Genomic DNA, 24,612 nt, shown 5'->3' on the forward strand with positions numbered 1-24,612 from the left:
ACATTCGTGTGATTGACTACAGACCATCAGCCGCTCAGTCTTCCTCCTCCCTTTCCACTGGCGGAGCCACTCGATGCCCTTCGTAACGATAGACGGCCAACCCCTCCACTACCTCGATCAAGGCACCGGCCCGGCAGTCCTGCTGGCCGGCAGCTACCTGTGGGACCAGGCCATGTGGGCCCCGCAGATTGCCGCGTTGTCGCAACAGTATCGGGTGATCGCCCTGGACCTCTGGGGCCACGGTCAATCCGGGCCGCTGCCGGCCGGCACAACGTCGCTGGATGACATCGCACGCCAGGCCCTGGCGCTGCTCGATCACCTTGACATCGATCGCGTAACCCTGGTCGGCCTGTCGGTGGGTGGCATGTGGGGTGTGCGCCTGGCGTTGGCCGCACCGCAACGGCTCAACGGGCTGGTGTTGATGGACACCTACGTCGGAGTCGAACCGGAACCGACTCGGCAGTACTACTTTTCGCTGTTCAAGATGATCGAAGAGACTGGCGTCATCTCGCCGCAATTGCTGGATATCGTGGCGCCGATCTTTTTCCGTCCGGGCATCGATCCGCAGTCGGCGCTGTATCAGGAGTTTCGCGCCAAACTCGCGGCACTACCGCCGGAGCGTCTGCGTGAAAGCATCGTGCCGATGGGGCGGATTACTTTTGGCCGCGATGACCTGTTGCCACGCCTGGGGGAATTGAATGCCGCGACGACGTTGCTGATGTGTGGGGATCAGGACAAGCCACGTCCGCCGAGTGAAACGCAGGAAATGGCCGGGTTGATTGGATGCCCGTATGTGCTGGTGCCGGAGGCAGGGCATATTTCCAATCTGGAGAATCCGGGGTTTGTCACTCAAGCGTTGCTGCAGTTTCTAAACGAGAGAACCCGAGCGACCGCGTAATCGTTCTTCGCGAGCAAGCCCGCTCCCACAGTAGATCTCGGTCAAAATGTGGGAGTGGGCTTGCTCGCGATAGCGTCGGTGAGTTCACCACCGAATCTTCGGAAAACTACTTCGGCCCAAGAATCTGCGCCAACTTATCCGGCGAAGGCGCCCCTTGCTGTTGCTGCAACTCACCCTTGTCATCCCTATAGAAAATCGCCGGAGTGGCCTGCAGCTCCAGGTCTTCCATCAATTGCATGTTGGCTGCGAGCTTGGCCTGAATCGCCGGCGGTACTTCTTTCAAGGCCTTGAGCGAGCTGCCCTTGCCAGCCGCTTCGTGGTCCGCCAGGGCTTTTTGCGGGTCCTTCGCAGCCAGCAGCGCCGCGGATTTGCCCGGGCTGTCCTCGCGAATGATCCCGACCATGATGTGCCGCAACTGCACCTTGCCCGCCTTGACCCACGGCCGCGACTGTTCCCAGAACATGTTGCAGTAAGGGCAGTTCGGGTCGCTGAACATGTAGACGATTCGTGGCGCATCCTTCTTGCCGTCGGCGATCCAGTTGCTCGTTTCCATCTTGGCCCAGACTTCCTTGGACATTGGCGCGTACACCAGTTTCTGCAACGGCGCGCTGCTCAGGTCATTGCCTTTCTCGTCATACAGGTTGCCCAGCAAAACATGCTTGCCATCGGGCGTCAGGTACAGCGCCATACCGCGGTTCTGGTATTGCGCCGCATAACCGCGCAGGCCGTCGGGGGCGTCGAATTGACCGACGATTTTCGCACCCTTGGCTTCGATCTTCTTGATCGCCTCGGGCAGCTCTTCGGCCTGCACCATTGGCAGGTGCAGCAGGGCGGCACCCAGGCTCAGGGTCAACAGGTGGCGGAGGCGGGGCATGGCAGTTTCCTTACAGAAGTGGCAGGTACGGAATCGAAGTTTTCCAGGGCGCGGGCCAGGCTGGCTTGCGACAGCTCGCCCAAGTGACTGCCCAACAGGCGACCGTCGGGGCTATAGAACAGCGTAGTCGGCAAGGCCATGGAACCGACGGCCTGACCCAGGCGACCGCTGGCGTCGAACAGCACGTTGGACAGGCTCAGGCCCTGGGTTTCCAGGAAGGTGCTGACGCTTTGCATGCTTTCGGCCTGGTTGACGAACAGGAAGGTCAGGTCCGGGCGTTGCATCTGGGCGTGTTCCAGCACCGGCATTTCCCGGCGGCAGGGCGGGCACCAGGTGGCCCAGAGATTGATCACCAGCGGGCCGCCCTTGTAATCCGCCAGTTGCACGGTTTCACCGGCGGAATTACGCAGGCTGATCTCCGGCAGGCGCGTGCCCTGTTCGTAAATGGTCAGGGAAAAGGTCGCCAGCAACCAGAACGCCAGGCCGCTGGCCACGCCGAAGCCCAGCGGACGGCGCAGCCCCGGGCGACGCCAGCCACGGTAAAGCGTGGCGAGCACCAGCGCGATCACACCCGGCCAGGCGAGGAAACCGCCGTCGCGCAGGTCGATGACCTGCCAGGGATCGCTGCGATAGTGGGTCCAGTAAACGGCGACGAAACCGATTCGCGCCGCGAGCATGCCAATCAGGAACAGGCCGAACAACACCGACTCGGGGTTCTCGCCACCGCGCTTGGCCACCCGCCAACCGACGAACGTCGCCAGCGCCAATGCACTGATCAGCAGCAGGTGGTTAAGCGCGATGGCAAAGGTGCCGAGGGTAAAAGTCAGCATTAACGGGCGTCTCGGGTGGTGGTCCAGCGTTGCAGGAAAGTGTCGGCATCGACTTCGCCGGTGATGCGCTGGCTGCGTCGCTCGATACCGTCGGCACCTATCCACAGCAAGCTCGGTGGCCCCGGCACCTTGTAGCGACCGAGCAGTTCACGGCTGGCGGCATTGTCGGCGGTGACGTCGAGTCGGAGCAAGCGCACGTCGCTCAGGGCTTGCAGTACCTGCGCGTTGCCGAAGACCTGTTTTTCCATGACCTTGCACGACACGCACCAGTCGGCGTAGTAGTCCAGCAGCACCCATTGGCCCTGCGCTTGCGCCGCGTCGAGTTCGCGCTGCAGGGCCGCAGGGTCCTTGATCGTGGTGAAGGCGTCGTGGCCGCTGGGCACGGCGGCGACGGCCGCGCTGGACGCGCTGGACGCGCGGAACACCTGCAACGGCTTGAACAGGTCATCACTGCCTCCCGCCGCGCCGATCATCAACAGGCTGCCCCAGAAACCCAGCAGGAGCGAGGTGGCGCCGAACAGATGCGCCACGCGGCCAAAACCGTCCGACTGTTTCCAGGCGCTGTAGGCCGCGACCAGCAACAATGCTCCACACAAGCCGACCCACAGCGACTCATCCAGCACCGGGCGCAGCATCAACAATGCCGTGGCGAGGAACAGGAAGCCGAAGATGCCCTTGAGCAGGTTCATCCAGGCGCCAGGCTTGGGCAGGAAACGATTGCCCACCGTCACCAGCAGCAACAACGGCACACCGATGCCGATGCCCATGGCAAACAGGATCAACCCACCGTGCAGCGCGTTGCCGCTCTGGGCGATGTAGAGCAAGGCACCGGCCAGCGGTGCAGTCATGCACGGGCCGACCAGCAGGCCGGACAATGCGCCCAAGGCACCAGCGCCGACCAGGCTGCCCCCGCGCTGACTGCGTGAGACGTTTTCAAGGCGATCACGCACCGCCACCGGCAGTTGCAGCTCGAAGAAGCCGAACATCGGCAAGGCCAGCAGCACGAAAATCGCCGCGAAACTGCCCAGCAGCCAAGGGTTTTGCAACCAGGCTTGCAGGTTCGCCCCCAGGGATGCCGCCAACACACCCATCGCCGCGTACACCAGCGCCATGCTCACGACATAACTGCAGGCCAGGGTTACGCCGCGCCGGGGCGTCGCGCCACTGCCGACGATCAACCCGGCCAGAATGGGGAGCATCGGCAGCGAACAGGGGGTGAACGCCAGCAGCAGGCCCAGACCGAAGAACACCAGCAGGCTCCAACCCAGCGCGCGTTGCTGCAGATTGCTGGCCAGGGCCTGGTCCGGCGCTTCGTCTACCGCGGCAGTCAGGGATTTACCACCCAGATCCACGACCCGGGTTTGTGGCGGATAACACAAACCGGCATCGGCACAGCCCTGGAAACCCACCTTGATCTGACCGCTGGCGCCAGCGGGAATTTTAAGTTCCAGGCCTTGGCGATAGACCTGTTGCTCACCGAAAAACTCATCGCTGTGGGATTCACCTTGCGGTAAAAAAGGCTGTTGCTCCGCAGGCAACCCATCAAATTTAAGGCGTTTCTGATAGAGGTAATAGCCGTCGGTGATTTGCCAATAGAGCTGTGTTTCACCTGATTCAAGGCGCTCGGAGGTGAAGACGAACGCCTTGTCCACCGGCAAGAATTCAGGTTTGGATTCGAACGGATTGGTTCCTGCCTGGGCCACACCAGAGATCAAGAAAATACAAAACAAAAGCAGTCGACGCATGGGTAAGCCTTATCCCTGTGCAAGTGAGGTGCACAATGGCGGGCGGCGATTAACCGATGATTAACCGCGCCTCCAAGGCTACTCAGTCTCGGAACAGGCCGGGCCACGCCTCATCATTCATCCCGTGCGGACCGGAATGCAGACGGTTTTGCTGGATGTTGTAGATGAGAAATTGACCTTTGTTCAGAAAAATATAGTAGTAACTGTCGGCAAGCGTTCTATCGTTTTGTGCGGCCGTTATGATTCGGTGTTTAAAGCGTTCTAAGCCCGGCATGGAAGTGGCAGTGATTTCTTCGTGGCTCAGTCGGTTTTTTAGATAGTCAAAAGAAAGATAGTGTCCGTCATTGAGGAGGAAGCGAAACAGGAATTTTTTGCCTGTAAGTTGCCACCATGTGCCAGCTACGATGCGTTCGAAATAAGGAAGTATCGGCGCCCATATCGAACGTTCAACACGATAGTTATTCAATGCCTTATCTTTATCCTGGTCGTATTTGCAGACCATCGGCGTTTTGCCGTCGTAATAAAAAAACCAGGAAAAGTCGTCAGAGCCGCCGTTTGTATCCAGGCCCGTGGTGGTGAAGCCAAACCGCAGGTGCTTGGCATTTTCATGAAAGCCGGGCCAGGCGTATTGCGTGGTTTCTCTAGGGAAGCTATCCGGGACTCGATGATCGCCCAGATCAAATCGAGTGTATTTGTTGGTGTCTTTAAAGAAAAAGTAAATGCGGTCTTTGCCGGAGCGCCAATCTGTAGCGACAAAGTTGTTGAAATTTGACATGGGCTGATTCCTTTCAGCTGAGTGAAGGCTCTTTCGTTCTTCGATTAGTGTCTGCAGGGGTGATGCGTCTGGTTTGATGGTTGGAATGCATAGTGGTGGTGCTGATACGTTATCGCTTTGTTTCTTCCTATAAAAATGATATTTAGAGTTATTTGTTTCTCTATGCAACTAAGCTGTTAACAACATAACTAATGTCGAGACTGAAGGCTGGGCTATTCGTCAGCCGTCGCAGTTGACATAATTGCGCCTTAATCCTGAGCTGTTTCACTCGTGTTTTTACTTCTGGAGCGCCCATGCACGTACTGGTTTGCGAAGACGATGAGCTGATCGCTAGCGGTATCGTCGCCGGTCTCACCGCCCAGGGCCTGACCGTGGAGCACGTCGCCACGGCGTCCGCTGCCCGGGCGATGCTCAAGGTCGCGGAGTTCGACGTGATGGTGCTCGACCTCGGCTTGCCCGATGAGGACGGTCTGAAACTGTTGCAGCAGTTGCGCCACAACGGCCTGGAGTTGCCGGTGCTGATCCTCACGGCCCGCGACTCGGTCACCGACCGGGTCGACGGCTTGCAGGCCGGTGCCGACGATTACCTGCTCAAGCCGTTCGACCTGCGCGAACTGGCCGCCCGGCTGCACACGCTGTTGCGGCGGGTGGCCGGGCGCAGCGTCAACCTGATCGAGCACGGTGCACTGACCTACGACCCGAGCAGTCGCGAAACCACCCTGGCCGGCCAGCCGGTGGACCTTTCGCGCCGTGAGCAGTCGCTGTTGCAGGCGCTGCTGCATAACCGAGGTCGGGTGCTTTCGACCGAGCAGCTCAAGGACAGCGTCTACGGTTTCAACGACGAACTGGAGAGCAATGCCCTCAACGTCCATATCCATCACCTGCGGCGCAAGCTCGGCAACGGCATCGTCGAGACCGTGCGCGGCCTGGGCTATCGCCTGGGGCCGGCCGATGGCGGAGATCAAACGAAGTGATGAGCCTGCGTTTGCGCCTGAGCCTGACGCTCGGCGGCGCCTTTGCCCTGATCTGGGCGCTGGCTGCGGCCTGGATGCTCAGCGACCTGCGCAATCAGATGATGTTTTCCCTCGACCAGCGCCTGGTGGCCTCGGCGCGCATGGTCGCCGGGCTCATGGAGCAATTGCCGGCGTTGCCGAGCAAGGGCGAGGGCACCCATTTCAGTGCCGAACAGCTGAACATCCCCGGCGGCATGGCCTGCCAGGTCAGTTCGTTGCGCGGGGAAATCCTCGCCCGCAGCCACAGTGATCCGGGCCAAACCCTGGAGGCCGAGAAAATGGGCTTCCACGACCAGATCATCGACGGCGCGCCGTGGCGCAGTTTCACCCTGGCCCGTGGCGACCTTCGTATCACCACGGCCGACCGGCAGATCGAACGCGAGGCGCTGAACATGTCGATCCTGCTGGCCGCTTCGGTGCCGGTGGGCGTGGCGCTGCTCGGCTGCCTGTGCCTGCTATGGCTCGGCATCGGCCAGGGGCTGGCGCCGCTTAACCGCATGCGCGACGCCTTGATGCGCCGCAGCCCCGACTCCCTGGAGCCGTTGCAGGTCCAGCCGTTGCCCAGCGAACTGCAACCCTTGCTCGACACGCAGAACCAGTTGTTCCAGCGCATCGGCAAGACCATCGAACGCGAACGGCGGCTGACCGGTGACGCCGCCCATGAACTGCGCAGCCCGCTGACCGCGATCAAGACCCACCTGCAAGTGGCGCGCATGACCGAAGGCGCGGCCCGGGATCAATCCCTGGCCCGCGCCGAAGAGGGCGCCGATCGTCTGCATCGCACGCTCGAACAACTGCTGCTGCTGGCGCGGGTCGAGGGCAGCCTGTCGTTTGACGATGGCGTGCAATGCAGTGCCGAGCAGGTGGCGAAACTGGCGATTCAGGACGCGGCCGGGGGGGATCGTCAACGCATCAGGCTCCAGCTGCCGACCAGGGTTTCTCCCGCCCCGGTGAAAATGCCTGCGGTGCTGTCGATTGCTGCATTGCGCAATCTCCTGGACAACGCCTTGCGCCATACACCCGGCAACGGGCCGGTGGAGCTGAGCCTGCAAACCACCGGTAACCGCGTGCAGTTCGTGGTTCGCGACCATGGCCCGGGCATTGCCGAAGACGACCTGCAACACCTGACCCAACGCTTCTGGCGCAACGGCCAGAGCAACGGCTGCGGCCTCGGCCTGGCGATTGTCCAGGCGATCGTCCAGCGCTGCGGCTGTACCCTGCGTTTCGACAGCCGGCCGGATGGATTGCGGGTGGAACTGACGATGCCGCTGCAACCCCTCTGACGCACATGAGATGTAACTTCTCTGCATTGGCCGCCCGGACCATGCAGGACTATCGTTTTGCTCATACTCAACGGATTGAGGTGACAACACCATGGAAGCATCGATTCGCACCTGCCAGGCAACCCCGGCCGACGCCGGCATCATCAGCCGCATCATCGAGCGTTCCATCCGGGTCGGTTGCGCGCTCGACCATCGCAACGATCCACACATCGTTGCCACCTGGACCCACAACAAAACCATCCAGCACATCCAGCCATGGCTGACCGATCAGCGGTTGTACCTGAGCATCGCCCTGCTGCAGGACAAGCCGGTTGGCGTCGCCATGGCTGCGACCAGCGGCACGCTCGCGTTCTGTTACGTGCAGCCGGAATCATTTCGGCGAGGGGCAGGCCTGGCGCTGGTGCAAGACCTCGAAGGCTGGTTGGTAGGGCGGGGGCTGCACCAGGCGCGGCTCTATAGCACCAAGACCAGCGAAGCGTTTTATCGGCGCCTGGGCTACCAGCGGTGCGCCCGATCCTTCATGGTCGCGGGGCTTCACGCCATCCCCATGCACAAAGGCCTGGCGTCACCTTCATGGAAAGACGATCGAGGGTCTAAATCCCCGGCGCCCTGATGCGTTTCCAGAACAGGAAAACCTTATTGAGGGGTCGAGAGATGTCAGTCGCTACCAGGCTTATGGAAGACCAGTCGGCCCGGATCACTCCGGTGCCGGCCGAGACGCTTTATCAGTTCAACGAATCGCCGTTGCTGGCGCGTCAAAGCCAGCAGGAGTCAAATGCCCGCAGTTACCCGCGACGCATTCCCCTGGCACTCAAGCGCGCCAAGGGCCTGTATGTCGAAGACGTCGAAGGCCGCACCTTCATCGATTGCCTGGCCGGTGCCGGGACGCTGGCCCTGGGGCACAACCACCCGGTGGTGATCGAAGCGATCCAGCGCGTGCTGGCGGATGAACTGCCGCTGCACACCCTGGACCTGACCACGCCGGTCAAGGATCAGTTCGTCCAGGACCTGTTCGGCTTGTTACCGCCAGCCTTGGCCGCTGAAGCGAAGATCCAGTTCTGCGGTCCCACCGGCACCGACGCGGTGGAAGCCGCGCTGAAACTGGTGCGTACCGCCACCGGCCGCAGTACCGTGCTGTCGTTCCAGGGCGGCTACCACGGCATGAGCCAGGGCGCGCTGAGCCTGATGGGCAGCCTCGGGCCGAAAAAGCCCCTGGGTGCCTTGCTCAGCAGTGGGGTGCAGTTCATGCCGTATCCTTACGATTACCGTTGCCCGTTTGGCCTGGGCGGCGCCCAGGGGGTCAAGGCCAACCTCAACTACCTGGAAAACCTGTTGAACGATCCCGAGGCTGGCGTGCAACTGCCCGCGGCAGTGATCGTCGAAGTAGTGCAGGGCGAGGGCGGGGTCATCCCGGCCGATCTCGACTGGTTGCGTGGCTTGCGCCGGATCACCGAAAAAGCCGGCGTGGCGTTGATCGTCGACGAGATCCAGAGCGGCTTCGCCCGCACCGGTAAAATGTTTGCTTTCGAGCACGCCGGGATCATTCCGGACGTGGTGGTGATGTCCAAGGCCATCGGCGGTAGCTTGCCATTGGCCGTGGTGGTCTATCGCGACTGGCTCGACACCTGGCTGCCGGGCGCCCATGCCGGGACCTTCCGCGGCAATCAAATGGCGATGGCCGCCGGTTCCGCCGTGATGCGTTACCTGGTCGAACACAAGGTCTGCGAGCATGCCGCCGCCATGGGCGAACGCCTGGGCGAGCACCTGCGCATCCTGCAGCGCGACTTCCCGCAGTTGGGCGACATTCGTGGTCGAGGCCTGATGCTCGGGGTGGAGCTGGTCGATCCGACCGGCGCGCCGGATGCCCTGGGCCATTCACCATCGTTTGCGCGACTGGCGCCGCTGGTGCAGCGCGAGTGCCTCAAGCGCGGCTTGATCCTTGAACTGGGTGGCCGTCATGGGGCCGTGGTGCGCTTCCTGCCGCCGCTGGTGATCACCTCCACGGAAATCGATCGAGTGGCCGAGATTTTCGGCAGGGCGATGGCCGCTGCCACCGCCAGCCTCTAAATTTTCCGGGCCCTGCAACGTTCCTTCTACATAGCGGCTGCACATGGCGTACAGCCCACCCTACAGCGATGGAGAGACAGCATGACGTCAGTATTCGACCGTGAGGACATCCTCTTTCAGGTCGTGGTCAACCATGAAGAGCAATACTCGATCTGGCCCGACTACAAAGCCGTGCCCGAAGGGTGGCGTACCGTGGGCAAGAGCGGGCTGAAAAAGGAATGCCTGGCCTACATCGAAGAGACCTGGACCGACATGCGTCCTCTGAGCCTGCGCCAGAAGATGGACGAGCAGGCGGCTGTGGCGCACTGAGTCAAGCGCCTGCAAAAAGCCCGCGGAACCGCAAAGGTCAGCGGGCTTTTTTACGTCCGAGGGGACGATATGCCCTTGTAGGAGCCCGGGTTGCCGGCGAAGGCGTCCTCGAGGGCCTCTTCGCTGGCAAGCCAGCTCCTACAGTTACGCGCCGCTCAATCCCTTGATCAGCAGATCCACATCCCCTTCCAGCTCGGCCAGGGGATCGGCGGCGTCGACACTCAACACCACCAACCGACTCCCACCCTCGGTGACTGCCGCTTTCACCGCCTCCGACGGCTGCCGATGATGTAACACCACCGCCACGTCGTTGTCCTTGAGCGTCGCGGTCAAGGTCTTCAGTGCCTCAGGCGTCCATTCGGCATCCGGTCGCGGGTCAAGGCCGATCAATTCCAGGTTGAGCCCGCCAATCAGGTAGCCGAAGTGATCGCTCAAACTCATCACGCTGAGATTGTCGGCAGCGGCCAGACGCGCTTCGCTGGCGGCGCTGAGTTTGAGCAAGCGCTGTTTCAACGCCGCCAGGTTCGCCTCGATCGCAGGCTTGGCCGTGGGGGCCAGGCGCACCAGGTCCGCCGCCATCACGTCGGCCATGCGCCCCATGTTGTTGCTGGCCAGCCACGGCTGACTGTTCAAGCCATCGACCTTATTACCCGGCTGCACCGCAATGCCGGGCAGGGCGCCATCCACCGGTCGGGCGGCATCGACTTCGATGATGCGGATATTGCTGCGCCGGGAGATCGGGTAGAGCGGATCGTCCGGCCACAGTGAACGCAAGCCAATCACCGCATCGGCGTCGGTCGCCAATTTGGCCAGTGCCGGAGCTCCCCGGCCGGTGAAATAGGCGGTCTGGCGACTGCCCGGCAGGTTGGCTGGCGCTGCGCGTTCAAGGCTGACGTCAGTGCCTTTGAGCAGCACTTCGCCCAGGCCGTAGGTGATGGGCAACGAGGCCAGCACCCGCAGCGGTTTGCTGCCGTCAGCGCCGAAGGTTGTGGTGGCCAGCCCGCACAGGGCAAGCGCCAGGGTCAGTTGTCGCAGAGAAAATGACATTTATCCAAGGTTCCCTTTGAGGCTGGGGACGACGCCGCGCGCGATGGCGGCCAGGGCGAAGGCGATACCGGCCACCAGGATGATCGCGGCACCGGACGGGATCGGCAGGTCGAAGACGATCGGCGCGAGAATCCCGCACAGCGTGCTCACCGTGGCGATCAGCACCGAGCACCAGAAAAAGCCCTTCAGGGACTGGCTGAGCAAGCGCGCCGCCGCGGCCGGTATCACCAACAGCGCACCGACCAGGATGGCGCCGATGACTTTCACGGCGGCGACGGTGATGAGCGTCACCAGAATCACGAACAGATAATCCAGGGACTTCACCGCCACCCCGCGCACTGCCGCCAATTGCGGGTTGAAGCTGGCGAGCATGATGCGGTTGTACAGCGGCAAGGCCAGGGCCATGACGAGCGAGCCGACGATGGCCAGCACTAGCAAGTCATTGCCGTTGACCGTCAGTACCGAACCGAACAGTACGTTTTCGAGGATGTGTACGTTGATCTTGCCCGCCAGGATCAGCAGCAGGCTGGCACCCAACGCCAACGACACCGACAGGAACACACCGATCAAGGTGTCCGGCGCCAGCCCCGTGCGGTTGCGCAGGTAGTTGAGCAGGATGCCGAACAACAGGCAGTAGCCGAACAGGCTGCCGTAAGGTCCGGTGTAGGGTTCGCCCAGCAGGATGCCGATGGCCACGCCGGTCAGTGCCGCGTGACCCACCGCTTCGGAGAAAAACGCGAAGCGCTTGACCACCACCAGGGTGCCCAAACCACCCAGCACCGGGCCGATCAGCAAGCCGGCGAGCAGCGCGTTGACCACAAAGCCATAGGCCAGCGCCTCAGGCAGATAACCCGACGAGGCCCAGCCCTGGACCATCAAGCGAAAGGCTTCGTAACTCATCAGGCAAGGCTCCGTGGATGGGTCGAAAACAAGGTCAGCAGGCGATCCGGGGTCAGTGCCTGTTGCGGCGTGGCGTCGAACAGCACCCGGCGGTTGAGCCCGGTGACGTGATCGGCCAGGCGCCCGACCGCTTCCAGGTCGTGCTCGATCCACAGCACGGTAATGCCCGCCGCCCGCCAGTCGCCCAGCAAGCGTTCGAACACGCGGATGCCGGCTTCATCGAGGGCCGACATCGGTTCGTCGAGCACCAGCAGTTGCGGCGCAGGGATCAGTCCTTGTGCCAGCAATACTCGCTGACGTTCGCCACCCGACAGTGCGCCCATGCGCCGCTTGCGCTTGTCCTGCATGCCGACCCGTTCCAGCGCCTCACCAATCGCCTTCGCGTAGTGCTTGCTCAAGCCGAGGAACGCCGGGCGCCGCTGGCACATCGCAGCCATGAAATCGTCCACGGTCATCGGCAGGCCACGATCGAATTCCAGCGCCTGGGGCACGTAGCCGATCGTCCCCGGCTCGCCCGGCCATTGCAGGCTCAAACGACCCTGATGCGGCATCTGCCCGAGCAAAGTCTTGATCAGCGAACTCTTGCCGCCACCGTTGGGACCGACCAGCGCATGCACGCTGCCGGGACGGACTTCAAAGGTGACTTTATCGAGTATCGTCGTGCGACCGAGGGTCAGGCTGACGTCGGCGAAATCCAGGGTCGGCCCCGAAACCTGGGGGAGCGAGCCTGCTCGCGATTGCGCTGCGTCATTCAATGATGGTGTTGCCTGACTGGATGCCTTCGCGAGCAGGCTCGCTCCCACAGGGGATTGCGCATCGGCCAGGAGGGTTTCCTTGGATGTCATGCGCCGGACTCCTGAATCGCCCGCACCACGGTGTTGAGGTTGCCGGTCATTTCCTTTTCGTACTTGTCGGCGGTGTATTCGCCGTAGGAGATATGCGACAGCGGGTACAGCTTCACCCCGGATTCGCGCTGGATGGTGTCGACGTAGGTGGAAGGGAAATCCATCTCCGAGAAGATCACTTTCACGTCCAGCTCACGCAGCTGGTCGATGGTCTTTTTCAGCTGGCTGGGGCTCGGTTCGATGCCGTGGGCCGGCTCGACCACCGCCGTCACTTCCAGGCCAAATTCGCGCAGCAGGTAGTCGTAGGCGGCGTGAACCGTGGCCACGCGCAATTCGGCGTTCGGCGCCGCGGTCAATTTGGCCAGGGCGTCGGCGCGCATCTTGCGCAGGCGCTTGCCGTAGGCCCGGGCGTTCTCGGTGTAGGTCTTGGCGTTGGCCGGGTCGAGTTTGCCCAGTTCACGGGCAATATTGTTGACCTGGGCAATCGAGGCGCTGATCGACAGGAAAGTGTGCGGATTGACCACTTTGCCCGCGCCTCGCGCAGCGACGCCGGTGGCGGCCAGCAGCGGCACGTTTTCGTTGGCCTCGATCACCGGCACGTTCGGCGTTTCACTGGCCGCGATCATACGGTCGGCAAAGTCGTCATGGCCGACGCCGTTGAGCACGATCACGTCGAGCCCGCTGATGCGCTTGATGTCCTCGGCCCGTGGCTCGTAGGCGTGGGGGTTGAAGCCGGCCGGAATCAGCGGCACCACTTCGGCCTTGTCGCCGACGATATTGGCCACGTAGCTGTAATACGGGTGCAGGGTGATGCCGATGCGCAGGCGCTTGGCCTCGTCGGCGCTGACCAGGGGTGTCAGCAGGCAGGCCAGCAGGCCGACCAGTGACAGGCGCAGGAAAGAACGTAGCGATGAAATTGGCATGGGAAAGCAGTCTTCTCTCGGAGGAAGGCGAGGGGTCAGTGCCGGTGCTGGCGGGTTACGCCGGCATCGAATTGCGCGACGATCTGCTGCCAGCCGGCGCCTTCGAGCGCGGCATCGTTGAGGTCGGCAGGGACCTTGAGGTCGGTGGCGCGGTTGAGCCAGATGTCCGGGGCGTCGTCGTCAGCGCTCAGGCGCATCAGGAACGAGCCGGCCACGGTGACGTTCTGGCTCTGTCCGAAGTACGCCTTGGCGTCGAGCATTTGCCAGGCATGGTTTCCACGGCTCACCGAGCTGGCGTCCTGGGCAAAGGGGGCAAAGCCTTCGTCGGAGAGGGCTTCAGGTGTCGGCAGGGTGTGTTGTTCCTGGCGCAGCAAGTGAATCTCGTCCAGGGTCACGCGCAGATCGGCGTAGATGCCTTGTTCGGAGGCGCTCAGGTCGCGGCGCGCATCCAGTTGATGGCTGTTGACGCTGCTCACCTGTTGCGATTCACCGCGCCAGGCGACCACCGAACCGGCCACCGCCAGGATTATCAGGCACAGCAGCAATACGTAGAGGGTTTCATGGCCGGCACCGGCCGGGCGGACGACTTGGGTGGTTGGCGTACTCATGGGCTTTCGATGTCCGCCTGGTCGATCTCGACCACATGGCCTGGGCCTGCGTCGAACAGCACATAAAATTCGGCGCCGGGTTTCTTGAAGGTCAGGGTCGAGTCGGCCCCGAGCTTGCCCGGTACCAGAATGGTTTCGTCGTAGCCGATTACATCCAGGGTCACGCCCGGTGCGCCGCTGCCGTCGGAAAATCCACCGGTGCACTTGATCTGCTCGGCGTCGATGGCCTTGCACTCGCACATCGGGTTGTGGGCCAGGGCGCTGGCGCTGAAGCCGGCGCAGAGCACCAGCAACGCGGCGCGCAAAGGGTGGAAAGGTTTGCTCATGGTTTGCCTCCTTGGGTGGACAGCCAGGCGAGGGTGGCGGGGGAGGCCTGGCTCAGAGGAATGGATGCCTGGTGCATGGAGCCGTCCCAACCTTCCATGGTGATCCACAGTTCGGCGTCGGCCTTGGTTTTCTCCGGGACCGGCAGCATGGCGCCCATGCGGTAGGGCGTGCCGAAGAAAATCACCCCGGCGGCGCGCAGGCTGCGTGGCTTGCCGATGCGCAGGTAAGTCGCCTTGACCTGTTCGCGGCAGCTGTCGCACAGCGCGGCGTTGAAGCTCTTCATGTAGCCGGCCGGGCCATCGGGGCGGGGTGCTTCGTTGCGCAGTTCGGCCAGGCGCAGGCTCCAGGGGCCGACCTGGACTTCGCCGATGTCCCGCTCGCCCAGGCCCGTGTCACCGCGAAACAAAGCGGCATCGGCGAAGTACTTGGGCATGAAACCCAGCGGCACCAGCAACAGCAGGACGTTGATGTGGAAACGCCATTTGTGCCAGAGGCGGCTCAGGGTCGAACGGGGTGCTGGGGTGGCGACCTGGCTCATGGGCTGACCTCCGTGGTTTCACGGCTGTTGGCCGTAGCCGGCTCGTTGCGTGGGCGTTTGTTGCTGCGCTTGAGGGCGTTGGCCGTGGCGAGGGCGGTGCGTTTGGTCCAGATCAGCAGGCCGCTGAGCACCATCATGCTCAACAGCAGGCCGAAGAAGCACCAGATCAGCTTGATCCAGATGCCGCCGAAATCACCGGTGTGCAGCGGGCGCATGGATTCGGTCACGAACTCCAGGCCCGAGCGGTCCGACAGCAGGCGCGTGGCGGCGACTTCGCCGGTGTAGGGGTTGATGTCGGCGGTCTGGAACATCAGCGGGTACCAACTGCGCCCTCCCACCGACAGGTAGCTGTAGGCATTGGCCGGCATGCTGACAAAACTCTCGTCGAGCCCCGGGATACGTTCCTTGGCCTCGCGGATCGCCGCCTCCAGGCTGATCATCGGCGTGGGCGAGCCATCGGCGGTGAGCGGCACGCTTTCACGCGGGACCACCGCAGCCACCGGCGCGGTGGAGATGGAAATCTGGTTGTCGAACATGAAGGCTTCGATCAGGAACCAGGTGCTGGTGACGGAAATCACCGCGATGAACCAGATCGACCAGATGCCGCTGAGACGGTGGAAATCCCCCCAGAAAATCCGCGCGCCATGGCGAATGCGCAGGGTCGGACGCAAGAAACCCTTCCAGAATCGCTTGTACACCACCAACCCGGTCACCAGGGAAGCCAGCATCGGCAGGCTGAGGAACGACACCAGGTACCAGCCCCAGCTGTAGCCGTTGGTGAACGGCACCAGCCACCAGCCATGCAGGGCGCGGGTGAACGCCTGGAAGTTGAATTGCGGCGCGGGGCCCTGGATGACACCGGTGTAGGGGTTGACGTACACCGTCAGCGCACGTCCGTCGGGGTAGGTGACGCTGACGTCCAGGGCGAAGTGCGATTCGTCGGGGCGGCTGATGCTGTCGACGATGATGTCGGGCTCGGCCCGCTTGATCGCGGCGACGATCTGGTCGTAATTGAGCCGCGGCGCATCGTCCGCAGGCGCGCTGGCGCGCATTTGCGGATTGGCCAGCCAGACGATTTCCTGGCTGACCACCGCCAGCGTGCCGGTCACACAGACGATCAGGACGAAAAACCAGATTGGTAGCGCCAGCCAGCTATGGACCAGGAACCAGAGTTTTGAACGGGATTTCTTCGACATGATTAGGGCGTCTTATATCGATGAAAGGCCTCTGCTACGGGCTTCGCAGCGATGAGGTCAATGGACGGTCCGGTCGTGGCTTTTGCCTACGCGACAGGACTGCATCTATATAGGACGGATGAGCACCCCAAATCAGGAAGGGCGATATGAAAGAAAATGTTTCGTGTTCCATCTGGGAACTGTAGGAGCCCGGCTTGCCGGCGAAGAACGATACCGCGGTGCAGCACAAACACCGAAGCGTCTCGTTCGCAGGCAAGCCTGGCTCCTACAAAGTGCCAACAACGGCGTATCAGCCTTGCTGGAACATCTCCCTGGCCCGCTGCTCGATCTGCTCCTGGGTCAGGTCCTCTTTACGCGTGGCCAGAAACCACAGATGCCCAAAGGGGTCCTTCAAGGTCCCTGAACGGTCGCCGTAAAACTGGTCCTTGACCTCGGAAACCACGGTGCCGCCAGCGTCGATCGCCTGTTTGTAGGACTTGTCCACATCGGTCACGTACAGATGCAGGCCGACCGACGGCGAGTTGTCGGGATTGCTCAGCGGCCCTTGATCGCACGGAGTGCCGAGCATGATCGGGCAATCGCCAATGCGCAGTTCGGCGTGGCCGATGCCGCCGTCGGGCATGGACAGGCGCATGACCTCGATGGCGCCGAAAGCTTTTTTGTAGAAATCGATGGCTTCGCCCGCTTTTTGGATGCCCAGGTACGGGGTGATGCTGTGATAACCCTCTGGAATCGGTTTGACGCTCATGATGTTCTCCCTTTTCTTGTTGTGGATTGAAGATCGCTCTCCAGCCGGACAATTGTAGGAGCTGCGGGAGGCTGCGATCCTTTGATTTTGATCTTCAGAATGTTTCAAGTTCACAAAAGATCGCAGCCTGCGGCAGCTCATACAGGGGTATTCGGTACTGTTTGGCCATCAACAGTGAAGCAACAGATTGCTGGTCTTTTGTCCGGCAAAGTTCCTCGAAAACTCGCTGAAACCCCTTTAAACACGGGGCCACGCCAACAGGCACAGAAGCTGCAATGACCTTCGATAAACACTGGTATCGAGAGTCTTGCATGTCCCAATCTGCCGTTTATCCGATCAACCCGCCGACCGCCCAGCGGATCGCCGACGAAGCCCAAGCGTTGCGGGTGGCTGAACAGGTCGCCGCGATCCTGCTGGAGCAGGATGCCGAACGCGACCGCACCCGCCAGGTGCCCGCCAAGATCGTCGACCTGTATTCCAACAGCGGCCTGTGGGGCATCACCGTGCCCAAGTCGTTCGGTGGCGCACAGGTCTCCAGTGCGGTACTGGCGCAGGTCATCGCGATCATTTCGGCGGCCGATCCGTCCCTGGGGCAGATCCCGCAAAACCACTATTGCTTGCTCGAAGACATCCGCCTGCAAGGCACCCCGGAGCAGCAGGCACACTTCTTCGGCCTGGCGCTGCAAGGTCATCGTTTTGCCAACGCCTTGTCGGAAACCGGCGGCAAGAACGTGCAGGACATTCAGGCGACCATCCGCCGTTACGGTGACGGCCATGTGATCAACGGTCGCAAGGGTTACTGCACCGGCTCGCTGTATGCCCACTGGCTGGCGGTGCTGGCGCTGGATGAAGAGCAGAAGGGCCAGTTGGCCTTCGTCGAACGCGGCACGAAAGGACTGGTGATTGTCGACGACTGGGACAGCATCGGCCAGCGCACCACCTCCAGCGGCACCGTCCTGGCCGAGGATCTGCACGTCGCGGCGTTCAACCTTTTCCCGACCTATCGCTCCTACGAAACCCCGACCCTGGCCGGCCCGTTCGCCCAGTTGACCACCGCCGCCATCGATGCCGGCATCGCTCGTGCGGCCTTGCGCGACACCATCGCGTTCGTCCGCCAATCTGCCCGGCCATGGATCGACGCGGGCGTGGAAAAAGCCAGCGAAGACCCGCTGACCATTATTCAGGTCGGTGGCCTCGAGATCCGCCTGGAAGCCGCCGAAGCCTTGCTGGAACGGGCCGGTCGGGCGCTGGATGCCGCGCGTCCGGCACCGGATGAAGACAACGTCGCCCGGGCGTCCCTGGCTGTTGCCAAGGCCAAGGTGCTGACCACTGAAATTGCCATCGAAGCGACCAACAAACTGTTCGAACTCGGTGGCACCCGCTCCACCTTGAAAAAGCACAACTTCGATCGCCACTGGCGCAACGCCCGTGTGCACACCTTGCACGACCCGGTGCGCTGGAAATACCACGTGGTCGGCAACTGGCTGCTCAATGGCGTGAAACCGCCACGCCATGACTGGTCATGACCATGGCCGAATTGTTCAAGAACATTTATTGGGCCGACATCGGCCAGGCCTGCCTCGACACCTTGAGCATGCTCGGCGCGGCCCTGGGATTTACCGTGTTGCTGGGATTGCCGCTGGGGGTGCTGCTGTTCCTCACCGGCAAGCGCCAGTTGCATGAAGCCGTCGGCGTCTACCGGGTGCTGTCGGTGATCGTGAACATGCTGCGTTCGCTGCCGTTCATCATTCTGCTGATTGTGCTGATCCCCCTGACGACCCTGCTGGTCGGCACTTCGCTGGGGGTGCCGGGGACCATTCCACCGCTGGTGGTCGGCTGCACGCCGTTCTTCGCCCGGCTGGTGGAAACGGCGCTGCGCGAAGTCGATCGCGGGGTGGTGGAGGCCACCCAGGCCATGGGCGCCAACACCTGGCAGATCATTCGCTACACCTTGTTGCCGGAGGCCCGGGGAGGGCTGGTGGCGGCGGTCACGGTCACCGCGATCGTGCTGGTCGATTACACGGCAATGGCCGGGGTGATCGGCGGTGGCGGCCTGGGCGACCTGGCCATCCGCTATGGCTACCAGCGTTTCCAGACCGATGTGATGGTGGTCACCGTGGTGCTGTTGCTGATCCTGGTCCAGGCCCTGCAAATGAGCGGCGACCGACTGGTGGCGCGTTACAGCCACCGCTGACGATTCAATCGAAAAAACCAGAAACCCGGCCCCACGTCCGCCCCACGACGGCCATCGAAATCTGCCTTGGAGCACAGCATGAAAAAGACCCTGGCCATACTGGCTGCCTTAATCTCGTTGAGCGCTCACGCCAACGAAAAACTGACCGTCGGCGCCACCCCGGTGCCGCACGCGGAAATCCTCGAATTCGTCAAACCGACCCTGGCCAAGGAAGGCGTGGACCTGGACATCAAGGTGTTCACCGATTTCATCCAGCCGAACCAGCAGCTGGCACTGAAGAATCTCGACGCCAACTATTACCAGTACCGGCCGTTTCTCGATGACTACAACAAGACCCGTCACACCGACCTGGTGCCCGTGGTGGGCGTGCACATCGAACCATTCGGCGCTTACTCGACCAAGATCAAGAACATCGCCGAGCTGAAAGACGGCGCCACTGTGTCGATCCCCAACGATCCGGTCAACACCGGCCGCGCCCTGGTGCTGTTGCACGAAGCGGGGCTGGTCAAGCTCAAGGACCCGAGCAACACCCTGGCAACCCAACGGGACATCGTTGAGAACCCCAAGCACCTGAAAATCCGTGAACTGGAAGGCGCACTGCTCGCGCGCTCGGTGAGTCAGGTCGACCTGGCGTTCGTCTTCGCCAACTACGCGCTGGAAGCGGGGATCGACACCAACAGTGCCTTGATCGTGGAGAAGGGCAAGAGCCTGTACGTCGAGTTTTTGGTGGCGCGGCCGGACAACATCAACGACCCGGGCTTGCAGAAACTGGCGAAGGCGTTGAATTCCGATGAGGTTCGGCAGTTCATCTTGACCCGCTACAAAGGCCAGATCGCGCCGGGCTTCTAAGCTTCGGTTGGTCTTGAGGGCCCCATCGCTGGCAAGCCAGCTCCTACAGGTTTTGTGTGGATTTCGAATAACACTCAATCCTGTAGGAGCTGGCTTGCCAGCGAAAGCCGCACCACCTATTTCGGATCAACCCCCGATTCCAGCAGCTGCGCCCCCGGCCCACGCTCCCCCAGCACATCGCCAAAATTACGCAACGGACACGCCTCCATCGACAAACACCCACAACCAATGCAGCCATTCAACTTGTCCCGCAACAAGCTCAACTGATTGATCCGCTCATCCAACTCCCGACTCCACTGCGCCGACATCACCTGCCAGTCCGCCGCCGTCGGTGCGCGATTGTCCGGCAGGGATTTGAGCGCCTCGCCGATCTCCGCCAACGGAATGCCCAACCGCTGGGCCACCTTGATCAACGCCACGCGGCGCAACACCTCCCGTGGATAACGGCGCTGGTTGCCCTGGTTACGGTTGCTCTTGATCAATCCCTTGGATTCATAAAAGTGCAGTGCCGTGACCGCCACGCCGCTGCGGGCGGCCAGTTGGCCGACGCTGAGCTCCTTATGCAGGTTTTGCGAGGTGATCATCTGCAAATTGCCTCTTGACCTTTACTTAACTAGAGGTTTTACCCTGCAGGCCTTCGGATCGCAAGATTCGCTTTGCACCTGAGTGGGGACATTCATGAACGCGCCAGTTAAACATCGCAGCTTCACCCAACTGATCGAATTCGAAGTCGAACCGCAGCAGCAATTGGCGCTGGTGTCGGCGCTGTCACAGCAAACCGAGCGTCTGGCCCAGCACCACAGCGGCTTTCTGAGTGCGAGCGTCCAGGCCAGCGAGGACGGTCGGCGGGTGCTCAATTACCTGCAATGGCAAACCCGTGAGGCGGGTGAGGCGGCGTTCCAGGCGTTTGAAAGCGGGGAACAGGATTTCTGGCAGCTGATCCGCGCTCATCAGGCGAAGACCGTGACCTTCGGCTCATTCCAGGTGCTGCACAGCCTGGAACGCAGCCTCGACCACGCGCTGCACTGCAATCTGCCGGGTTAGATCGACAGCTGCAGCAAGCGCTCGCCCTGGATGTTTTCCGTGGGCCTGCGCTTATTGACTGCCAGTTCACCGATCTTGATCAGGCGCGTGCGCGTCACGTTTCGGCTCAGCCCCAGCAGGGCGGCGGTGTGCACTTGGTTGTAGTGGCTGAAACGATAGGCCGCCCGCATCAAGGCGTCTTCGACTTTTTCGTGCAGCGCGCCGGCCTGTTGCTCGAAGAGCTTTTGAAAGGCCCGATCGAGCAGCGCTTCGGCAGAGTCGTCGACCTGGGTGTGATAGTCGTCCTGACGCTCGATGCGCATGTTCGACAGGCGCAGGTCATCGCGTTCGATCACGCCGTTGCGGCAAATCAACAGGGTGTGGTGAATGACGTTTTCCAGTTCGCGGATATTGCCCGGCCAACTGTAGCTGCGCAGTTTCAGTTCGGCCTCTTTGCTGATGGTGATGGTGCCGTAACCGAGGCGCTGGCTGTAAGCCTCGATGAAGTGACGGGTCAGCGGCAGGATGTCGCCCGGGCGGTCGCGCAGCGGGCTCAGATCCAGGCTGACGACGTCCAGCCGGTAATACAGGTCTTCGCGAAAGTGCCCGGCGTTGATGGCTTTTTCCAGCTGCACGTTGGTAGCCGCGAGCACGCGCACATTGATGGGGATGCTCTTGCGCGACCCCAGGCGGACCACTTCGCGCTCCTGCAACACGCGCAACAGCTTGACCTGGATCGCCATCGGCAAATCGCCGATTTCATCGAGGAACAGGGTGCCCCCGTCGGCTTCCTCGAACCAGCCGGCCTTGGCACTCAGGGCGCCGGTGAACGCGCCTTTTTCATGACCGAACAATTCGGCTTCGACCAGGGATTCGGAGAACGCACCGCAGTTCACCGCCACGAATGGCCGGTTGCGCCGGGCGCTGAGGTTGTGAATATGGCGCGCCACCAACTCTTTGCCGGTGCCGGTTTCACCAATGATCAGCACGCTGGCATCGCTCGGTGCGACTTGTTGCAGGTGCGCCAGCAAGGCCTGGGACTTCGGGTCTTCGAAGACCTGCGCCGTGGCGCGGATCGACGTGGCCAGAGCGGGCGAGGGCGGTAAGGTCAGCAGTTGCATGGGGCACGCTCCTTGATGGGCAGGCTATGAATAGAAAGTCGGAATCGGCAGGGCCTGGTTCAGCGCCCAATCGCCCAGTTCCTGGAGTTTGTAATCCACCGGGTCGTGCAGGGTTTGCGTGCGCAGGTTGCGCCAGTGCCTGTCCAGGCGCAGCGAGGCGTGGGTCGAGCGCGCGCCGGTCACTTCGAACAGGCGGCTGCACAGCTCCAGGCCATTGCGTGTTGCCGCGGCCTTGGCCGTGGCGATGGCGGTGGCGAGGTGCCCGCGTTCTTCGGCGCTGAGGTTCGGGCCTTTGGCCCAGGCCTTGTCGAGCAAGTCGGCGGCACGTTCCACCAGCAATCGCACACCTTCGAGGGCCACCCAGAATTCGCCGTAGTGACCGAGCACATAAGGGTCCTGGCGCACGTCCTGGGCGCTGGATTTATGCCACGGCCGGGTTTCGGTCAGCGTGTACTGCCGCGCCTCTGCAAAGGCGCCTTCGGCGATGCCGAGGAACATGTGCGTGAACGTGAGCTGGGCGATCAGCGGGCGCAGGCAGGCGAACGGCGTGCTCAACGGACCCGGATCGAGCAGCAGTTCCGACTCTTCGACCCGCACCCGTTCGAAGGTCGCGCTGCCACTGTCGGTCTGGCGCTGGCCGATGTTGTTCCAGTCGTTGTGCAGGGTGATGCCACTGCGACCGCTGGGAATGGCGGCGATCAACAGCTTGCCGCCGGCGTTTTCGTCTACCGCCGAGGCGATCAGCATTTCGGAGTCGCTGGCGCCGGAGCAGAAACTCTTCTTGCCGGAAAACTCACGCCAGCCGCCCAGGTTTTTCACCACGGTGCGGGTGTCCAGCGGGTTCAGGGCATTGCCCCAGAACCAATTCTTGCGCGCGGTCTGTTCAAACCACGGCTGCCATTGCTCGGGTCGTGCGAACAGGCGCACGGTGGCGAGCATCAGGTGATGGAAGCCGAAAACATGGGCAATCGAGCTGTCGACCTTGGCGAACTCGCGCACGATGTTCAGGGTTTCGCTCCAGTGGGCACCGAGGCCGCCGAACTGGGCGGGAATGCTCAACGCGAGCAGGCCGCTGTGGCGCAGGGCATCACGCTCGGCCTTGGGCGTACCGCCACGCTCGTCACGCTCGACGGCGGTCAAGGCAAACTCGGCGGCCAATTGGCGGGCGGTCTGCAAAGGGGATATCAGGGCGCTTTGCGGTTTGGCAGTCACGCGGGGATCCTTATGAAAATGACGCTGCCCCCTGTAGGAGCAACCTTGCTCGCGATGAACGATGACGCGGTCCATCTGGATAAACCGCGGTGACTGCATCGCGAGCAAGCTTGCTCCTACAAGGGCAGGGGAGCGTCAGGCTGTGGCTTTGGCGGGCAACACATCATTGGCGATCATTTCGCCAAACGGCCCGGTAAGGTTGGTGACACCGCGGCCGGCCAGGCTGGCGTACGGCTCGGGAAGCAGCGGGAACACCAGTTCGGCAAAGCGATAGGCCTCTTCGAGGTGCGGGTAGCCGGAGAAGATGAAACTCTCGATTCCGAGGTCGGCATACTCCTTGATCCGCGCTGCCACCTGCTGCGGATCGCCCACCAGTGCCGTCCCGGCACCACCGCGCACCAGGCCGACACCGGCCCACAGGTTGGGCGAAATCTGCAGATTGTCTCGACGCCCGTCATGCAGGGCGGCCATGCGCCGCTGCCCCTCGGAGTCGAAGCGCGAGAACGATTGCTGCGCGGCGGCGATGGTTTCGTCGCTGATGTGTTCGATCAGTTTGTCGGCGGCCTTCCAGGCTTCTTGCTCAGTCTCGCGCACAATCACGTGCAGACGAATCCCGAACTTCACCGTGCGCCCCTTGCGCGCAGCGCGCTCGCGCACATCCGCCAGTTTTTGCGCCACGGCCGCCGGTGGCTCACCCCAGGTCAGGTAGACATCGACCTGTTCGGCCGCCAGGTCATGGGCGGCATCGGAGGAACCGCCGAAGTACAGCGGCGGATAGGGTTTCTGCACCGGTGGATAGAGAGCCTTGGCGTTCTGTACCCGCAGGTGCTTGCCTTCGAAGTCCACGGCTTCGCCTTGCAGCACGCGACGCCAGATCCTCAGGAACTCATCGGTGACTTCGTAGCGTTCGCTGTGATCGAGGAAACTGCCATCGCCACGGTTTTCATCCGGGTCGCCGCCGGTGACGACGTTGATCAGCAAACGGCCCCCGGACAGCCGATCCAGGGTCGCGGCCATGCGCGCCGATACGGTCGGCGAAATGATCCCCGGGCGGATAGCCACCAGGTACCGCAGGCGTTCGGTCAGCGGCACCAGCGCGGAAGCGATCACCCAGGAGTCTTCGCAGGAGCGCCCGGTCGGGATCAGCACACCGTGGTAACCCAGGCTGTCCGCCGCCTGGGCCACCTGTTTCAGATAATTGAGCGTTACCGGACGTGCGCCCTGGGTGGTGCCCAGGTAATGACCGTCGCCGTGGGTCGGCAGAAACCAGAAAACATCCATGAACAA

Annotated in this window: 27 protein-coding genes; 10 read left to right on the forward strand and 17 right to left on the reverse strand. The window is 62.2% G+C overall.

What is annotated here, in order from left to right:
* Window positions 1–73: 73 nt before the first annotated feature.
* The gene (locus ACYP2Q_RS16330; RefSeq protein WP_459731386.1) at window positions 74–898 is read left to right on the forward strand and encodes an alpha/beta fold hydrolase; all 825 of its coding nucleotides are present in this window, start codon (window positions 74–76) and stop codon (window positions 896–898) included.
* Window positions 899–1,004: 106 nt separating this feature from the next.
* Here ACYP2Q_RS16330 and dsbG read toward each other — a convergent pair whose 3' ends face one another.
* The 4 genes from dsbG to ACYP2Q_RS16350 form a co-directional block, all read right to left on the reverse strand.
* Window positions 1,005–1,772: a thiol:disulfide interchange protein DsbG gene (gene dsbG, locus ACYP2Q_RS16335; protein WP_459731387.1), complete on the reverse strand. Its 768-nt coding sequence runs from the start codon at window positions 1,770–1,772 to the stop codon at window positions 1,005–1,007.
* Window positions 1,748–2,602 (reverse strand): prolipoprotein diacylglyceryl transferase family protein, encoded by an 855-nt coding sequence (locus ACYP2Q_RS16340; RefSeq protein WP_459731388.1) that lies wholly within the window; start codon window positions 2,600–2,602, stop codon window positions 1,748–1,750. The genes dsbG and ACYP2Q_RS16340 overlap by 25 nt, the downstream gene beginning before the upstream one ends.
* Window positions 2,602–4,347 carry a protein-disulfide reductase DsbD gene (gene dsbD / locus ACYP2Q_RS16345; RefSeq protein ID WP_459731389.1) on the reverse strand — a complete coding sequence of 582 codons (1,746 nt, stop codon included), beginning with the start codon at window positions 4,345–4,347 and terminating at the stop codon, window positions 2,602–2,604. Before dsbD ends, ACYP2Q_RS16340 begins: the two co-directional genes overlap by 1 nt.
* Window positions 4,348–4,429: 82 nt before the next feature.
* Window positions 4,430–5,122: a hypothetical protein gene (locus ACYP2Q_RS16350; protein WP_459731390.1), complete on the reverse strand. Its 693-nt coding sequence runs from the start codon at window positions 5,120–5,122 to the stop codon at window positions 4,430–4,432.
* A gap of 293 nt (window positions 5,123–5,415) precedes the next feature.
* Here ACYP2Q_RS16350 and ACYP2Q_RS16355 point away from each other — a divergent pair, with 293 nt between their 5' ends.
* From ACYP2Q_RS16355 to ACYP2Q_RS16375, 5 genes are all read left to right on the forward strand, one after another.
* Complete coding sequence (locus ACYP2Q_RS16355; protein ID WP_459731391.1) at window positions 5,416–6,096, forward strand: response regulator; 681 nt, start codon at window positions 5,416–5,418, stop codon at window positions 6,094–6,096.
* Window positions 6,093–7,418, forward strand: a complete 1,326-nt coding sequence (locus ACYP2Q_RS16360; protein WP_459731392.1) for an ATP-binding protein — start codon at window positions 6,093–6,095, stop codon at window positions 7,416–7,418. Before ACYP2Q_RS16355 ends, ACYP2Q_RS16360 begins: the two co-directional genes overlap by 4 nt.
* A 91-nt stretch (window positions 7,419–7,509) precedes the next feature.
* Window positions 7,510–8,031, forward strand: a complete 522-nt coding sequence (locus ACYP2Q_RS16365) for a GNAT family N-acetyltransferase (protein WP_459731393.1) — start codon at window positions 7,510–7,512, stop codon at window positions 8,029–8,031.
* A gap of 41 nt (window positions 8,032–8,072) precedes the next feature.
* Window positions 8,073–9,485: a diaminobutyrate--2-oxoglutarate transaminase gene (locus tag ACYP2Q_RS16370; RefSeq protein WP_459731394.1), complete on the forward strand. Its 1,413-nt coding sequence runs from the start codon at window positions 8,073–8,075 to the stop codon at window positions 9,483–9,485.
* 81 nt (window positions 9,486–9,566) lie between these two features.
* Window positions 9,567–9,794: an MbtH family protein gene (locus ACYP2Q_RS16375; protein WP_128608950.1), complete on the forward strand. Its 228-nt coding sequence runs from the start codon at window positions 9,567–9,569 to the stop codon at window positions 9,792–9,794.
* A 144-nt stretch (window positions 9,795–9,938) separates the two neighbouring features.
* Here ACYP2Q_RS16375 and ACYP2Q_RS16380 read toward each other — a convergent pair whose 3' ends face one another.
* The 9 genes from ACYP2Q_RS16380 to ACYP2Q_RS16420 form a co-directional block, all read right to left on the reverse strand.
* Window positions 9,939–10,841: a metal ABC transporter solute-binding protein, Zn/Mn family gene (locus ACYP2Q_RS16380; protein ID WP_459731395.1), complete on the reverse strand. Its 903-nt coding sequence runs from the start codon at window positions 10,839–10,841 to the stop codon at window positions 9,939–9,941.
* Window positions 10,842–11,741 carry a metal ABC transporter permease gene (locus ACYP2Q_RS16385; protein WP_033041974.1) on the reverse strand — a complete coding sequence of 300 codons (900 nt, stop codon included), beginning with the start codon at window positions 11,739–11,741 and terminating at the stop codon, window positions 10,842–10,844.
* The gene (locus tag ACYP2Q_RS16390) at window positions 11,741–12,586 is read right to left on the reverse strand and encodes a metal ABC transporter ATP-binding protein (protein ID WP_459731396.1); all 846 of its coding nucleotides are present in this window, start codon (window positions 12,584–12,586) and stop codon (window positions 11,741–11,743) included. The genes ACYP2Q_RS16385 and ACYP2Q_RS16390 overlap by 1 nt, the downstream gene beginning before the upstream one ends.
* The gene (locus ACYP2Q_RS16395; protein ID WP_459731397.1) at window positions 12,583–13,509 is read right to left on the reverse strand and encodes a metal ABC transporter substrate-binding protein; all 927 of its coding nucleotides are present in this window, start codon (window positions 13,507–13,509) and stop codon (window positions 12,583–12,585) included. Before ACYP2Q_RS16395 ends, ACYP2Q_RS16390 begins: the two co-directional genes overlap by 4 nt.
* A 35-nt stretch (window positions 13,510–13,544) precedes the next feature.
* Complete coding sequence (locus tag ACYP2Q_RS16400; RefSeq protein ID WP_459731398.1) at window positions 13,545–14,117, reverse strand: DUF6162 family protein; 573 nt, start codon at window positions 14,115–14,117, stop codon at window positions 13,545–13,547.
* Complete coding sequence (locus ACYP2Q_RS16405) at window positions 14,114–14,443, reverse strand: hypothetical protein (protein ID WP_459731399.1); 330 nt, start codon at window positions 14,441–14,443, stop codon at window positions 14,114–14,116. Before ACYP2Q_RS16405 ends, ACYP2Q_RS16400 begins: the two co-directional genes overlap by 4 nt.
* Entirely contained in the window at window positions 14,440–14,982 is a 543-nt protein-coding gene (locus ACYP2Q_RS16410; protein ID WP_459731400.1) for a thiamine pyrophosphate-binding protein, read from the reverse strand. The genes ACYP2Q_RS16405 and ACYP2Q_RS16410 overlap by 4 nt, the downstream gene beginning before the upstream one ends.
* Window positions 14,979–16,178 carry a PepSY-associated TM helix domain-containing protein gene (locus ACYP2Q_RS16415; RefSeq protein ID WP_459731401.1) on the reverse strand — a complete coding sequence of 400 codons (1,200 nt, stop codon included), beginning with the start codon at window positions 16,176–16,178 and terminating at the stop codon, window positions 14,979–14,981. The genes ACYP2Q_RS16410 and ACYP2Q_RS16415 overlap by 4 nt, the downstream gene beginning before the upstream one ends.
* A gap of 289 nt (window positions 16,179–16,467) precedes the next feature.
* Window positions 16,468–16,926 carry a VOC family protein gene (locus ACYP2Q_RS16420; RefSeq protein WP_459731402.1) on the reverse strand — a complete coding sequence of 153 codons (459 nt, stop codon included), beginning with the start codon at window positions 16,924–16,926 and terminating at the stop codon, window positions 16,468–16,470.
* Window positions 16,927–17,237: 311 nt separating this feature from the next.
* Here ACYP2Q_RS16420 and ACYP2Q_RS16425 point away from each other — a divergent pair, with 311 nt between their 5' ends.
* The 3 genes from ACYP2Q_RS16425 to ACYP2Q_RS16435 all read left to right on the forward strand — a co-directional run bounded on the left by ACYP2Q_RS16425 (window position 17,238) and on the right by ACYP2Q_RS16435 (window position 19,969).
* Window positions 17,238–18,452, forward strand: a complete 1,215-nt coding sequence (locus tag ACYP2Q_RS16425) for an SfnB family sulfur acquisition oxidoreductase (protein ID WP_459731403.1) — start codon at window positions 17,238–17,240, stop codon at window positions 18,450–18,452.
* Between the two features lie 2 nt (window positions 18,453–18,454).
* Window positions 18,455–19,120, forward strand: coding sequence for a methionine ABC transporter permease (locus tag ACYP2Q_RS16430; RefSeq protein ID WP_459731404.1), 666 nt, complete (start codon window positions 18,455–18,457; stop codon window positions 19,118–19,120).
* Between the two features lie 78 nt (window positions 19,121–19,198).
* A complete protein-coding gene (locus ACYP2Q_RS16435; RefSeq protein ID WP_459731405.1) occupies window positions 19,199–19,969 on the forward strand; it encodes a MetQ/NlpA family ABC transporter substrate-binding protein in 771 nt (256 codons plus the stop codon).
* Window positions 19,970–20,085: 116 nt separating this feature from the next.
* Here the strand turns inward: ACYP2Q_RS16435 and soxR are convergent, their stop codons facing one another.
* Window positions 20,086–20,553, reverse strand: coding sequence for a redox-sensitive transcriptional activator SoxR (gene soxR / locus ACYP2Q_RS16440; protein ID WP_459731406.1), 468 nt, complete (start codon window positions 20,551–20,553; stop codon window positions 20,086–20,088).
* A 94-nt stretch (window positions 20,554–20,647) separates the two neighbouring features.
* Here soxR and ACYP2Q_RS16445 point away from each other — a divergent pair, with 94 nt between their 5' ends.
* Window positions 20,648–21,013: an antibiotic biosynthesis monooxygenase gene (locus ACYP2Q_RS16445; protein ID WP_459731407.1), complete on the forward strand. Its 366-nt coding sequence runs from the start codon at window positions 20,648–20,650 to the stop codon at window positions 21,011–21,013.
* On the opposite strand, the gene ACYP2Q_RS16450 is transcribed toward ACYP2Q_RS16445, so the two are convergent.
* The 3 genes from ACYP2Q_RS16450 to ssuD form a co-directional block, all read right to left on the reverse strand.
* A complete protein-coding gene (locus ACYP2Q_RS16450) occupies window positions 21,010–22,113 on the reverse strand; it encodes a sigma-54 interaction domain-containing protein (protein ID WP_459731408.1) in 1,104 nt (367 codons plus the stop codon). The genes ACYP2Q_RS16445 and ACYP2Q_RS16450 overlap by 4 nt on opposite strands.
* 24 nt (window positions 22,114–22,137) lie before the next feature.
* The gene (locus ACYP2Q_RS16455; protein ID WP_459731409.1) at window positions 22,138–23,325 is read right to left on the reverse strand and encodes an acyl-CoA dehydrogenase family protein; all 1,188 of its coding nucleotides are present in this window, start codon (window positions 23,323–23,325) and stop codon (window positions 22,138–22,140) included.
* Between the two features lie 135 nt (window positions 23,326–23,460).
* Window positions 23,461–24,606: an FMNH2-dependent alkanesulfonate monooxygenase gene (ssuD, locus tag ACYP2Q_RS16460; RefSeq protein ID WP_459731410.1), complete on the reverse strand. Its 1,146-nt coding sequence runs from the start codon at window positions 24,604–24,606 to the stop codon at window positions 23,461–23,463.
* Between the last annotated feature and the right edge of the window lie 6 nt (window positions 24,607–24,612).

This window comes from Pseudomonas sp. MHK4 (genome assembly GCF_054600775.1).